At 63.8% G+C, this 13,245-nt stretch carries 14 protein-coding genes; 4 read left to right on the top strand and 10 right to left on the bottom strand.

Annotated elements, in window-relative coordinates; translation table 11 throughout:
• Positions 1-64: 64 nt before the first annotated feature.
• The 7 genes from P3T20_RS10180 to pyk all read right to left on the bottom strand — a co-directional run bounded on the left by P3T20_RS10180 (position 65) and on the right by pyk (position 7,597).
• Positions 65-646, bottom strand: a complete 582-nt coding sequence (locus tag P3T20_RS10180) for a nucleotidyltransferase domain-containing protein (protein WP_074263459.1) — start codon at positions 644-646, stop codon at positions 65-67.
• A gap of 127 nt (positions 647-773) precedes the next feature.
• A complete protein-coding gene (locus P3T20_RS10175; RefSeq protein ID WP_429286814.1) occupies positions 774-1,931 on the bottom strand; it encodes an L-threonylcarbamoyladenylate synthase in 1,158 nt (385 codons plus the stop codon).
• A gap of 12 nt (positions 1,932-1,943) precedes the next feature.
• Positions 1,944-3,140, bottom strand: coding sequence for a 5-(carboxyamino)imidazole ribonucleotide synthase (locus P3T20_RS10170; RefSeq protein ID WP_074263458.1), 1,197 nt, complete (start codon positions 3,138-3,140; stop codon positions 1,944-1,946).
• Between the two features lie 160 nt (positions 3,141-3,300).
• A complete protein-coding gene (gene purE / locus P3T20_RS10165; protein WP_429286813.1) occupies positions 3,301-3,837 on the bottom strand; it encodes a 5-(carboxyamino)imidazole ribonucleotide mutase in 537 nt (178 codons plus the stop codon).
• A gap of 40 nt (positions 3,838-3,877) precedes the next feature.
• On the bottom strand, positions 3,878-4,768 hold the full coding sequence (locus P3T20_RS10160) for a phosphoribosylaminoimidazolesuccinocarboxamide synthase (RefSeq protein WP_074263456.1): 891 nt from the start codon (positions 4,766-4,768) through the stop codon (positions 3,878-3,880).
• 132 nt (positions 4,769-4,900) lie between these two features.
• Positions 4,901-5,965 (bottom strand): class II fructose-bisphosphate aldolase, encoded by a 1,065-nt coding sequence (gene fba / locus P3T20_RS10155; protein WP_074263455.1) that lies wholly within the window; start codon positions 5,963-5,965, stop codon positions 4,901-4,903.
• A gap of 195 nt (positions 5,966-6,160) precedes the next feature.
• The gene (gene pyk / locus P3T20_RS10150) at positions 6,161-7,597 is read right to left on the bottom strand and encodes a pyruvate kinase (protein WP_074263454.1); all 1,437 of its coding nucleotides are present in this window, start codon (positions 7,595-7,597) and stop codon (positions 6,161-6,163) included.
• Between pyk and P3T20_RS10145 the strand changes: the two genes are divergently transcribed.
• The gene (locus P3T20_RS10145; protein WP_143787464.1) at positions 7,596-7,787 is read left to right on the top strand and encodes a hypothetical protein; all 192 of its coding nucleotides are present in this window, start codon (positions 7,596-7,598) and stop codon (positions 7,785-7,787) included. The two genes, pyk and P3T20_RS10145, sit on opposite strands and share 2 nt — an antisense overlap.
• A 223-nt stretch (positions 7,788-8,010) precedes the next feature.
• Here P3T20_RS10145 and P3T20_RS10140 read toward each other — a convergent pair whose 3' ends face one another.
• The 3 genes from P3T20_RS10140 to P3T20_RS10130 all read right to left on the bottom strand — a co-directional run bounded on the left by P3T20_RS10140 (position 8,011) and on the right by P3T20_RS10130 (position 10,527).
• Positions 8,011-9,204 carry a phosphoglycerate kinase gene (locus P3T20_RS10140; protein WP_074263453.1) on the bottom strand — a complete coding sequence of 398 codons (1,194 nt, stop codon included), beginning with the start codon at positions 9,202-9,204 and terminating at the stop codon, positions 8,011-8,013.
• Between the two features lie 241 nt (positions 9,205-9,445).
• On the bottom strand, positions 9,446-9,772 hold the full coding sequence (locus P3T20_RS10135) for an AzlD domain-containing protein (RefSeq protein ID WP_074263452.1): 327 nt from the start codon (positions 9,770-9,772) through the stop codon (positions 9,446-9,448).
• Positions 9,769-10,527, bottom strand: coding sequence for an AzlC family ABC transporter permease (locus P3T20_RS10130; protein ID WP_074263451.1), 759 nt, complete (start codon positions 10,525-10,527; stop codon positions 9,769-9,771). The genes P3T20_RS10135 and P3T20_RS10130 overlap by 4 nt, the downstream gene beginning before the upstream one ends.
• 233 nt (positions 10,528-10,760) lie before the next feature.
• On the opposite strand from P3T20_RS10130, the gene P3T20_RS10125 reads away from it, so the two are divergent.
• From P3T20_RS10125 to waaF, 3 genes are all read left to right on the top strand, one after another.
• Complete coding sequence (locus P3T20_RS10125; protein ID WP_074263450.1) at positions 10,761-11,681, top strand: branched-chain amino acid transaminase; 921 nt, start codon at positions 10,761-10,763, stop codon at positions 11,679-11,681.
• 69 nt (positions 11,682-11,750) lie between these two features.
• Positions 11,751-11,945, top strand: coding sequence for a zinc-finger domain-containing protein (locus P3T20_RS10120; RefSeq protein WP_074263449.1), 195 nt, complete (start codon positions 11,751-11,753; stop codon positions 11,943-11,945).
• 166 nt (positions 11,946-12,111) lie between these two features.
• Positions 12,112-13,137 carry a lipopolysaccharide heptosyltransferase II gene (waaF, locus tag P3T20_RS10115; protein WP_074263448.1) on the top strand — a complete coding sequence of 342 codons (1,026 nt, stop codon included), beginning with the start codon at positions 12,112-12,114 and terminating at the stop codon, positions 13,135-13,137.
• The last annotated feature ends 108 nt before the right edge of the window (positions 13,138-13,245 follow it).

Below are 13,245 nucleotides of genomic sequence, written 5' to 3'. Positions count from 1 at the left end.
GGCGTCTGGATCCTGGCGCGTGGGCTGAAGGCGAAACGCCTTAGTTTCGTGGCGTTGCCGACAGTTATCCGGCCAGTCGTGGCGTGTCGTCCGGAACGATCCGGATGGTGGGCGAATCGAGGATTGCGCGAACCACCGTATCGTCCCGCGACAGTACAGCCCATTCGGCCGGATGGTGCAGATTGGCATGCACCGAACGCCCGAGTTGCGCATCGAGCGGCGCCAGATGATCGAGCAGATCGTCCAGACTCACTCGCCCGACAACCATCAGATCGATAACGCTCCCCGCCGTATCCGTCCCCCGCGCCACCGCTCCGAACACGAAGGCTTCGTCGATCTCCTCCGTGAGCGGCGCCAGGGCCTCACGCAGCATGCCGGCCAGACCGAACGACTTCGCGCAGATGCTGCGCAACTCCGGGTAAAGCGGAAACTCCGTGTTCGCCTGGAACAGACGCTGGTTGCCCAGTCGCGATTCGCGCAGCACGCCCGCCTCCCAGAGACGGCGCACCGTATGTTGACCGGCGCCGCTGCCGGCGCCTGAACGGGACATCAGTTCCGCGAGATTAAAGGTCCGCTCGGGGGCCGAAAGGACCAACGACAGTACTCGCTGCTCGCGCGGCGTGAACATGAAATCGGCGATGCTCATGCGTCTCCCTTGGTGTGGTCAATACCAATTCTTGGCATGAGTATGCCAGCATCTGGCATCGGACCGCAGCTTCACTGCGGAGACTTCTGGGCGGTACGCCTCCCAGTTCCTACTCCTGTTTTGTCGCTTATCCCTGCGCTTCGAACGCCGCAGCGGCTCGGCCGAGCCGGTCGTTCACCGCGATCCATTCGATCGTATCGGGGAGCTTTTCGATCAGGATGCGCGTGACGTTCGCGCGGTCGAGTGCACGCAGCAAGCCGTAGAGTTCACGCGCGTACACGTGGGGATCCTCGGGCGCCGCGATGAAGTGGACGCCTTCAGCCTCGGCCCAGCGGCTGGCGCGCGACACGCGAGCCACGAGAGCCACGCGTTCGTTCGCCTCACGTGCGACCAGCAGAGGTTCCAGCGCTTCGAACGGCAGCAGCGCAAGCGGTGTGCGCGGCGCGTAATGCGCCTTGAGCGTGCCTGAGGCACGCGGCGCCGTCGCATCCGAGCCATCGGGCAGACGCGGCGCTTCGCCGAGCACTTCGGCGATATCCTGCGGCGTCACGCGTCCCGGGCGCAGCAGTGCGGGGAACCCACGCGACAAATCGAGAATGGTCGACTCGATGCCGACATCCGACGAGCCTCCATCTAGCACATGAATGCTGCCGCCAAACTCGTCGCGCACGTGCTGTGCGGTAGTCGGGCTCACATGACCGAAGCGGTTAGCCGACGGCGCAGCCACGCCGCCGTGACCGCCACGTAGCGCGCTGAACGCTTCGAGAAGCGCCTGCGCCACCGGATGCGAGGGACAACGCAAACCCACCGAGTCCTGTCCGCCGCTCACGGCAGCGGGGATATGCGCGGCGCGCTTGAGAATCAGGGTGAGTGGCCCGGGCCAGAAAGCGTCGATGAGGCGCAGCGCTTCCGGCGGCAGTTGCTCAACCCAATATCCCGGGTCACCCTGAGGCGCGAGATGCACGATCACCGGATGATTCGCCGGCCGCCCTTTCGCCGCGTAGATGCGCGCAACGGCGTCAGAACTCTGGGCGTCGCCGCCGAGGCCATAAACGGTCTCAGTGGGAAACGCGACGAGCTCGCCTGCGTCGAGCAGCGCCACAGCGTGTGTGATTTCCGCGGGACTCACAACCGGGCCAGTCGGGGTACCGCCAGCTGGCTGAACAGCTTCAGCGCCTTCGACAGCGCCCGCAGCACTTGCCGCTTCAGCGGCTTTCGCCGCCTCGGCAGTCGTTCCAGCAGCAGCCTTGGCAGCACCCTCAGCAGGTTTATCTTGATCCGGCATGATCCGAGCGCGTCAGCCCTTCAGGATGTGCAGCAGCCGCGCGCAATCGCGCGCCGCTGTGCGGGCTTCGTCGAGCGTCGCGGCGGTGAAGTTCACGTGACCCATCTTGCGGCCAGGACGTGCCTCCTCCTTGCCGTACAGATGCAGACGCGCGGCCGGCATCGCAGCCACTTCGTGCCACGGCGGCGTGACGGCAGCACGCTTGCCGCCGTCCGGAAACCAGATATCGCCGAGGATATTCAGCATCACCGCCGGCGAGTGCTGGCGCGTGTCGCCGAGCGGCATGCCGGTCATGGCGCGCACCTGTTGTTCGAACTGGCTGGTCGCGCAGGCATCGACGGTGTAGTGGCCGGAATTGTGAGGACGCGGCGCCATTTCGTTGGCCACCATCGAGCCGTCTTCCAGAATGAAGAACTCGACACACAGCACACCGATATATCCAAGCCTGTCGGCGATCTGCAACGCGGCCTGTTGTGCCTGGCTGACGAGCGCCGAACTGGCATCCGGCGCGGGCACGACGGTGTGCGACAGCACGCCGTCGCGGTGGGTGTTCTGTGCGAGCGGATAAACCACCGAGGTGCCCTGGGCGCCGCGCGCGATCAGCGCCGACACTTCGAACTTCAACGGCAGGCGCTTCTCCAGCACACACGGTACGCCGCCGAGCGACGCATGCGCCTCGCGCACTTCCTCGGCGTTGCGCACACTCACCTGCCCCTTGCCGTCATAGCCGAGGCGGGCAGTTTTCAGAATGCCGGGCAGCACCGCATCGAGCGCGACGTCCTTGAGCGCGGCGAGCGCCTGCGACGATTCGATCACCACGTGCGGCGCCACAGCAACGCCCGACTCGGCAATAAAGCGCTTCTCGGCGATACGGTCCTGCGCCACTGCTACACATCGGCCAGCCGGGCTGACAAAGGTGGTGCGCGCGAGAAAATCGAGGCTCGCTGAAGGCACGTTCTCGAACTCCGTCGAAACCGCTGCGCACAGGCGCGCGAGTTCGGTGAGCGAGGCTTCGTCGTCGTATGCGGCACGCAGATGGCGGTCCGCCACAGCGCCTGCCGGACTGGCTTCGTCCGGATCGAGCACGGCGACGCGATAGCCCATCGCCTGGGCGGCAAAGCAGAACATGCGGCCGAGCTGGCCGCCACCTACCATGCCAAGCCAGGCGCCGGGCATGATCGGTGAAACCGGTGTGTTGTCTGGATTCATCTCAGTGGTCGGTCACGGCTGGCGCACATGAATGTGCGCCACACCGGGGGTCAGGCAATGGACATCAGGCCGATCGGATCAGTCGAATCAATCGGGCCAGCTCATTGTGCAAACTTAACAGGCGGACTTCGCGGGCAAACTTCGGCGCATCAAACCGCGCTTACAGCGCGGGCAACACCATCGCGTGCGCGGCTTCGTTCTGGCGCACACGGAACGCGGCCAGCGCGTTCGCGTATTCGGTCGACGTGCCGCTCAGAATCGACACCGCGAACAACGCAGCATTCGCCGCGCCTGCTTCGCCAATCGCAAACGTCGCAACCGGCACGCCCTTAGGCATCTGCACGATCGAATGCAGCGAATCGACGCCCTTCAGGTACTTGCTCGCCACCGGCACGCCAAGCACCGGCACCGTCGTCTTGGCGGCCAGCATGCCGGGCAGATGCGCGGCGCCGCCGGCGCCCGCGATGATTGCACGCAGGCCGCGCTCGCGCGCCTTTTCTGCATAGTCGAACATCTCGTCGGGCATGCGGTGCGCAGACACGACCTTTGCTTCGTACGGTACGCCGAATTCCTGCAGGATCGCAACGGCGTGCTTCATGATTTCCCAATCGGAACTGGACCCCATCAGCACGCCGACGAGCGGCGCAGCATGCGTATGGGCAGTTTGTCCTGCCTGGGCAGTCTGGACTTGGCTCATCTGTAAAACTTCCTCATCTTCCTTGGCTGCAGGCCCGGCGTTAAGCCAGCGTCTGCCCGGTCAGGCGCTCGAGCGCTTCCTGGTATTTCGCGGCGGTCTTCGCGACGACCTCGTCCGGCAGCTTCGGCGCCGGCGGCTCTTTCTTCCACGACTGCGTTTCCAGCCAGTCGCGCACGAACTGCTTGTCGAACGACGGCGGATTGGTGCCCACCTGGTATTCGTCCGCCGGCCAGAAGCGCGAAGAATCGGCGGTCAGCGCTTCGTCCATCAGATATAGCTTGCCGTGATTATCCAGACCGAATTCGAACTTCGTGTCGGCAATGATGATGCCACGGGTCGCCGCGTAATCCGCCGCTTCCTTGTATAGCTTGATCGAGATGTCGCGGATCGTGGCCGACAGTTCGGTGCCGATGCGGCGTTCCATCTCGTTGTACGTGATGTTCTCGTCGTGGTGGCCCATTTCGGCCTTGGCTGCTGGCGTAAAGATCGGCTCAGGCAGCTTTTCCGCATTTTGCAGACCCGGCGGCAGTTCGACGCCGCAGACTGCACCCGTGGCCTGGTAGTCCTTCCAGCCGCTGCCGGCCAGATACCCGCGCACCACTGCTTCGACGAGGATCGGCTCGAGGCGCTTCACCACCACGGCGCGACCCTTCACCTGTTCCGCTTCGTCCGCCGCGACCACCGACTCCGGCGCCACGCCGCTGAGGTGATTCGGCACGATGTGCTTGAGCTTGTCGAACCAGAAGTTGGCCATCTGGTTCAGCACGCGACCCTTGTTCGGAATCGGCTCGCCCATGATGACGTCAAACGCCGACAGACGGTCGGTGGTCACGATCAGCAACTGGTCGTTGCCCACCGCATAGTTGTCGCGGACCTTGCCGCGGCCGAGCAGCGGCAGCGAGCGGAGCGTGGATTCGTAGAGGGTAGACATCGTCGTAGTTCGCTAAAAGTGAGGCAAAAATGAGACCGGAACAAAAGGGAAACGCCGTTCCCCCTATGATGCGGGAACGGCGAGGCGGACCGCAACCTGGCCGGATGGCCAGGCCCATGCTGTACTGCCAGCTTAGTGGACGACCTGTGCGAGGCCGCCCGACTTGTACTTCTCCGCAATTTTATCAAGCGAAACCGGCTTGATCTTGCCAGCCTGCCCTTCGGCGCCAAAGGCGACGAAACGGTCGAGGCAAACCTTCTTCGCCGCTTCGCGCGCCGGCTTCAGGTAATCGCGCGGGTCGAACTTGCCCGGATTCTCCGCCATGTAGCGACGGATCGCACCGGTGATTGCCAGACGCAGGTCAGTATCGATATTAACCTTGCGCACGCCGTGCTTGATACCTTCCTGAATTTCTTCGACCGGCACGCCGTAGGTTTCCTTCATGTCGCCGCCGAATTCGCGGATTTCCGCGAGCAATTCCTGCGGCACCGACGACGAACCATGCATCACCAGGTGGGTGTTCGGAACACGCCGGTGAATTTCCTTGATGCGTTGAATGGACAGGATGTCGCCCGTGGGCTTCTTGCTGAACTTGTACGCGCCGTGCGATGTGCCGATGGCAATTGCCAGCGCGTCGCATTGCGTGAGTTTGACGAAGTCGGCGGCCTGCTCCGGGTCCGTCAGCAGTTGCTCGCGCGTCATCGTGCCTTCCGCGCCGTGGCCGTCTTCCTTGTCGCCCTTCATGGTTTCCAGCGAACCGAGCACGCCGAGCTCCGCCTCCACCGTCACGCCGATCGAGTGCGCCGCTTCCACCACCTTGCGCGACACGTCCACGTTGTACTCATACGAAGCGACCGTCTTGCCGTCAGCTTCGAGCGAGCCGTCCATCATCACGCTGGTAAAGCCGCTGCGAATTGCTGCCATGCACACTGCCGGCGACTGCCCGTGATCCTGGTGCATCACGACCGGAATATGCGGATACGACTCGATGGCCGCTTCGATCAGATGGCGCAGGAACGGTTCGCCCGCATACTTCCGCGCGCCAGCCGAGGCCTGCATGATCACCGGGGCGTTGATCTGATCCGCCGCCGCCATGATGGCCTGCACCTGCTCCAGATTGTTTACGTTGAATGCCGGAAGTCCATAGCCGTTTTCGGCGGCATGGTCCAGCAGTTGACGCATTGATACGAGAGGCATGCACTACTCCTAAGTTGAAACGAATCCTGTGCCGTCGGCATCTAATTTTTACCAATTTTATCGCGAAGCAAATCGCACACCCTTGCGCAGCAAGGCTCGGGGCTCGCCCAAAGGGCTTGCCCCAAAAACCTGCGCGCCGCCTCTAGCGGGTACTGCGACTGCTTCGCCGTGCCGATTCGAGCAGTTTGAAGCTGATCAGTACGGTTCGCCCACCCGCACGATCTTCAGTGTGTTCGTTCCGCCGGCCTGACCCATCGGCTCGCCCACGGTCAGTACGACCATGTCGCCGCGCGATGCGTAGCCCTTGCTTACCACCGTCTCCAGCGCCTGCTGCAGCGCGGTGTCGCGATCGCTGCTGGTGTCGAGATGCAGCGAGGTGACGTTGCGGTAGATCGCCATGGCGCGCTCGCTGCCCACTCGCGGCGTGAGCGCGAAAATCGGCACATGGGTCCAGTGACGCGACATCCACAGTGCGGTCGAGCCCGACTCCGTCAACGCGACAATCGCCTTGGCGCCCAGGTGGAACGCCGTGAACAGCGCGCCCATGGCGATGGACTGGTCGATGCGGGTGAACGTGCGGTCGAGGAAATCCTTGTCCAGCTCGGACTGCTCCGACTTCTCCGCTTCGACGCAGATCGCGGCCATCGTTTCGATGGTCTGCACCGGGTACTTGCCGGCAGCGGATTCGGCGGAGAGCATGACCGCGTCGGTGCCGTCCAGCACCGCATTGGCGACGTCCGACACTTCGGCGCGGGTCGGCACCGGCGCGTAGATCATCGACTCCATCATCTGCGTGGCGGTGATCACGAACTTGTTCGATTCGCGCGCCATGCGGATCATGCGCTTTTGCAGCGCCGGGACCGCGGCATTGCCCACTTCAACAGCCAGGTCGCCACGCGCGACCATGATGCCGTCGGAGGCGTCGAGGATGCCTTGCAGCGCTGGAATCGCTTCCGCGCGCTCGATCTTGGCGATCATCTTCGGCTTGATGCCGTAGGGCGCGCCCGCGATGTTCGCGAGCTGGCGGGCCATTTCCATGTCGGTGGCGTTCTTCGGGAACGAGACCGCGACGTAATCCACGCCGAGCGACATCGCCGTGCGGATGTCTTCCATGTCTTTGGCCGTCAGCGCCGGCGCCGTGAGGCCGCCGCCCTGGCGATTGATACCCTTGTTGTTCGACAGCTCACCGCCGATCTTCACGGTGGTGTGGATCTCGCTGCCGAGCACGCGCACGACGTCGAGCACGATCAGGCCGTCGTTGAGCAACAGCACGTCGCCCGGTTTCAGGTCGCGTGGCAGGTCTTTGTAGTCGAGGCCGACGCGGTCGTCGTTACCGAGTTCGCATTCGGAATCGAGGACAAAAGCGTTGCCGGGAACGAGCGTGGTCTTGCCGTTTTCAAACCTGCCGACCCGGATCTTCGGGCCTTGAAGGTCGGCCATGATGGCGACTTCGCGGCCCGCCTGACGGGCCGCTTCGCGCACGTATTCGGCGCGCTGGCGGTGGTCGTCGGCCGTGCCGTGCGAGAAGTTGAGGCGTACCACATCGAGCCCTGCCTTAATCATTTGCGACAGGATTTCGGGCGTACTGGAAGCCGGGCCGATGGTGGCGACAATCTTGGTGGCGCGATGCATGAGTCTCCTCGTCTGGATGGGATCGCTGGAAAGAGCGCTGCGAGTTGGGTGCGGAGGCTGCGCACCGATGGAAGCTGCCTGGGGCTGCGCGCCGGTTGAAACCGGCGTCGCTTTCTTGTGGAATGAAGCGGTGTTCGAGACCAGCGTGCGGGACGCCAGCGGTACGGCGGATACTGCGCCGCCGGCATGACCGGCGGGTGAAACTGTGGAAACAGTGTGCTGCGGTGTAGCGGTGGAAGCTGGAGCACGCTCCCCTGCTGCGACTGACTGCGTGGCCCCCGCGCCCTGCGTGGCTGCTGGTTTCGTTGCCGCCTTCACCTTGGCGGAGGCCACGGAGCCTGCGTTCTTGCTGGCCGACGACTTCACGCGCGTCTTTGCAGTTTTCGCCGATGGGGAACGTGTCGTCACGTTGATTAAGCCCGCGATTCCAGGACTTCGACCGCCGGCAGCTTCTTGCCCTCGAGGAATTCGAGGAACGCGCCGCCGCCCGTCGAGATATAACTGACCTTGTCGTGGATGCCGTACTTGGCGATGGCCGCGAGCGTGTCGCCGCCACCGGCAATCGAGAACGCCGGCGATTTGGCAATCGCATCGGCCAAAGTCTTCGTGCCGTTGCCGAACTGGTCGAATTCGAACACGCCGACCGGGCCGTTCCAGACAATCGTGCCGGCTTTTTCCAGTTGCGCGGCGAGCGCCTTGGCAGTTTCCGGTCCGATGTCGAGAATCAGGTCGTCGTCCTGCACGTCGGCTACAGCCTTCACTTCAGCCTTGGCGGTCGGCGAGAACTCCTTGGCCGTGACGACGTCAGTCGGGATCGGCACCGAGGCCCCGCGTGCTTTCGCAGCGTCGATGATGGCTTTGGCTTCGTTCACCAGATCCGCTTCGGCGAGCGATTTGCCGATCTTCAGGCCGGCAGCCAGCATGAACGTATTGGCGATGCCGCCGCCCACGATCAACTGATCGACCTTCTCGGCCAGCGACTTCAGAATGGTCAGCTTGGTGGACACCTTCGAGCCGGCGACAATCGCCACCAGCGGACGCTTCGGCGCGCCGAGCGCCTTGCCGAGCGCTTCGAGTTCAGCCGCGAGCAGCGGACCTGCGCAAGCCACAGGCGCGTACTTCGCGATGCCGTGCGTAGTCGCTTCGGCGCGGTGCGCAGTGCCGAACGCGTCGTTGACGTAGATGTCGCAGAGCTTCGCCATCTTTTGCGAGAGCTCGTCGGAATCCTTCTTTTCGCCCTTGTTGACGCGGCAGTTTTCCAGCAGCACGACCTGGCCTGGCGCGACGTTCACGCCGTTTTCGACCCAGTTCGCCACCACCGGCACGTCGCGGCCGAGCAATTCGGCCAGACGCTTCGCGACCGGCGCGAGCGAGTCTTCCGGCTTGAAATCGCCCTCGACAGGACGGCCCAGATGCGAGGTCACCATCACGGCGGCGCCGGCGTCGAGCGCGGCCTTGATGGCCGGCGCGGAGGCGCGGATGCGGGTGTCTTCGGTGATGTTGCCTTGATCGTCCTGCGGAACGTTCAGATCGGCACGGATAAACACGCGTTTGCCGGACAGCTTGCCTTCGGAGATCAGATCGGAGAGACGCAGTACCTGGTTCATGAGCGTTGGATTGCGAGTTGATTGGAAGGCGGAGACGGACAGCGCGCGAACAGCCTCCGCTCACGAGCCCCGCAGGGGTGGCTCTGCGAACAGGCACTGGCGGCATCTGCCGCAGCGTCGCGCGGTGATCCGGGAGTCGACCATTTTAACCGATCCCCACCCCGCGATGCCCCGTGCCGAAGCGAATGTCCCGTATTTGGGAGATAGGCCCGGATGCTGCAACGCAACAACAAGACCAAGGTCAGTGAAATACAAGACGGAGGATCGTGAAAGTCAGCATGCCGACGACAATCGTGCCGAGCATCGTGCGCCGCCACAGGAACCAGCCGAGCCCGGCGAGCGTCGCGTAAAACTCGTGGTTGGAGAGCCCGAATGACAGTCCGTCAGGAGTGACCAGCACGTCGGGAAGCACAACCGCAGCGAGCGCCGCAGCCGGCGCGTAGCGCAACATACGCCGCAGGCGCTCCGGCAAAACCGTGCGCTCGCCGCCGATCAGGAACAGCGCGCGCGTCAATGTCGTGACGAACATCATGCCGAAGATGGCGATCCAGATTTGCGTGCTGGTCATGGCGAACCCTCCGGGGAATCCCCGGCGCGGTTGCGGATGCGGCGCAGGTCGGCGCGCTCGACCATCAGATCCGCCGCGCTGCCGGCGACAATCGCCGCAATCACCGCAAGCGGCAAGGCCAGCCGGTACGGCAGATCGAAGCCCAGCAGCGCCACGACGCCGGCCACGCTCACGGCAACCAGTGTTGCACGGCTGTTGATGGCCGACACCATCACGGGAATCAGCGCCAGCGTGCCCGCGAGCGCGAGACCCCAGTTATCCGGAATCAGGCTGGCGAGCAGAATGCCGATGATCGACGAGACCTGCCAGGACAACCAGCTCGCGCTCGCCATGCCCCAATAGTACGGCTCCTTGCCCGGCACGTAACCGGTCTGAAAGCTTTTCTTCTGGAACAGCAGATAGATGACGTCGCCGTTGAAATAACCGAGGACGATCCGGCGCCACATGGGCAGATAGGAGAAATGCGGTGCGAGTCCTGCGCTGAAAATCACAAAACGCGTATTCACCATGGCGGCGGTCAGCAGCACGGTCCAGACCGGCAATTTGGCGGCGAGCAACGGCAGCACGGCCAGTTGCGACGAACCAGCATAGCAGAGCAGCGACATGGTGAGCGACTGCGGCAGCGTGAGCGCCGATTTGCTCATCGCGATGCCCGTGACGAGCCCCCACGAGAAGATCGCCATCAGCGTGGGTGAGTAATCTCGCACGCCTTCGCGAAAGCTACGACGCTGGAAATCGGTCAGGCTGGCGAGCATCGGACGGGGCGCCTCGGCGCGGGACGACGCCGCGGCGGCATGGAGTCGGCGCCGGGCCGACCAGCACCCGCTGGCGCAATCGGATTTGTAATATGTGAGGCCGGATTATAGCGTCCTGGGTGCGGCCAAATGCCCGTTCCGTGTGCAAAAGACGTTAAAATGACGGTCTTCGCCGCTTGCCGAACCGCTGTACGGCCTGGCGCGCCCCTCACAACGCACTGCTGGAGAATCGTATGTCAATGGCCGACCGCGACGGCAAGATCTGGATGGATGGCAAACTCATCGACTGGCGCGACGCCAAGATCCACGTCCTCACCCATACACTGCACTACGGCATGGGGGTTTTCGAAGGCGTGCGCGCCTACAAGACCGCTAACGGCACAGCCATTTTCCGTCTCCAGGAACACACCAAGCGTCTGCTGAATTCGGCCAAGATCTTCCAGATGGACGTGCCGTTCGACCACGAAACGCTCGCCGCAGCGCAACGCGAAGTGGTGCGCGAGAACAAGCTCGAATCCTGCTATCTGCGCCCGATCATCTGGGTCGGCTCGGAAAAGCTAGGTGTGTCGGCCAAGGGCAACACGATCCACGTGGCCATCGCCGCCTGGCCGTGGGGTGCCTATCTTGGCGAAGACGGCCTGGCGAAGGGCATCCGCGTGAAGACTTCGTCGTTCACGCGTCACCATGTGAACGTTTCCATGGTCCGCGCCAAGGCCTCGGGGTGGTATGTGAACTCGATCCTCGCCAACCAGGAAGCCACTGCCGACGGCTACGACGAAGCGCTCCTGCTCGACGTGGACGGCTACGTGTCGGAAGGCTCCGGCGAAAACTTCTTCCTCGTGAACAACGGCAAGCTGTACACGCCGGACCTCTCGTCGTGCCTCGACGGCATCACGCGCGACACGGTCATCACGCTGGCGAAAGATGCCGGCATCGAAGTGATCGAAAAGCGCATCACGCGCGACGAGGTCTATACCTGCGACGAAGCCTTCTTCACCGGCACAGCCGCTGAAGTCACGCCGATCCGCGAACTCGACAACCGCACGATCGGCTCCGGCGCACGCGGCCCGATCACGGAAAAGCTGCAAAGCGGCTTCTTCGACATTGTCAACGGCAAGAGCGAGAAGTACGCGCACTGGCTGAGCAAGGTCTAAGTCCGAATGAAATTAACGCAGGCCGCCATTGCGGCGCGCCTGCGCCCTGTCTCTATCGAGAAAGCCCCCATGAGCGAAATCAAGGAAATGCCGCTGGTCGAACTGACGGCAAAAGACCTGCCCGCCTACTGTCCGAACCCGTCGATGGCACGCTGGAGCGCCCATCCGCGCGTGTTTATCGACGTGACGCACGGCGAAGCGCGCTGCCCATACTGCGGCACGCGCTACAAGCTGCGTGACGGCGAAGTGGTCAAAGGCCACTGAAAGCCGCTCACCGGCTGGGCGCGCCCACCACACTCAGGCCGCATGCTGCGCGCGGAGCCACTTATCCTGGCGCCGCGCGCAGGCATGCGGCCGCTTCCCTGCTAAAACCAGAACGCTGCGCGCCGATGCGTGCGGCGCGTTCTTTCGACACCGGAAACTCACCCTGATGCGTCGCGCGTTGGTTATCGCACCGAACTGGATCGGTGACGCATTGATGGCGCAGCCGTTGTTCTCGCGCCTCATGAAGCTGCATCCCCGCCTCGCGATCGACGCGGTTGCGCCCTCGTGGGTGGCGCCTGTGCTCGAACGCATGCCGGAGATCCGCGACGTCCATGCGACCGATCTCGCGCACGGCAAGCTGCAGATGTTGCGGCGCTGGCAGCTGTCCAGCGATCTGCGCGATGTCGGCTACGACGCGGCTTACGTGCTGCCGAATTCGCTCAAATCGGCGCTGATTCCGTGGATGGCGGGTATTCCGCTGCGCATTGGCTATACCGGCGAGAGCCGCTACGGCCTGCTCAACGTGCGCCATTCGAATCCGCGCAAGGACGCGCGTCCGCCGATGGTCGGCCACTACGCGGCATTAGCCTATAAGCCGGACGCCAAAGTGCCGGACGACCTGCCGATGCCCCGGCTCGACGCCGATCTGAACGAGGCGTCACGCGTGTCGGCCCGCTTCAATCTGGATACGCGGGTGCCGCTGCTGGTGTTTTGCCCTGGCGCGGAATACGGTCCGGCCAAGCGCTGGCCGCCGGAACACTTCGCGGCACTGGCGCAAATCGTCGGCCAGTCTTTCCCGTACACGCAAATCATCGCGCTCGGTTCGCCGAAAGACGCGCCGCTCGCCCAGGCGATCGCGGAACGCTCGCCCAACGTGCGCAACCTGTGCGGACAAACCGCGCTGGGCGAAGCGTGCGCGCTGATCTCACGCGCCAACGCCGTGGTCACCAACGATTCCGGTTTGATGCACGTGGCAGCGGCGCTGCGACGGCCGCTCGTGGCTGTCTACGGCTCGACCGATCCGCGCCACACGCCGCCATTGTCCGAGCTTGCGAAGGTACAATGGCTGCATCTCGAATGCAGTCCCTGTTTTGAGCGCGAGTGTCCGCTCGGTCATCTGAACTGCCTGCGGCAACTGAGCGCCGAACAGGTATTCGGCGACCTGCGCGGCATGCTCCTCGCGCAACGCTGAACCGTCCGGCAGCCGTACGCCGCGTTGCAAGCACGCCACGCGGCGTCATCCCTGCGCCCTGGAGCGCGGGCATCCTCGCGGTTGTCCCGCCGGGTTGTCCCGCCGGGT

The organism is Paraburkholderia sp. GAS206C, from assembly GCF_050435645.1.
GTDB classification, from domain to species: Bacteria; Pseudomonadota; Gammaproteobacteria; order Burkholderiales; family Burkholderiaceae; genus Paraburkholderia; species Paraburkholderia phenazinium_B.
The sequence above is the reverse complement of the archived record's forward strand: the minus strand, read 5'-3'. Positions and strand labels throughout refer to the sequence as shown.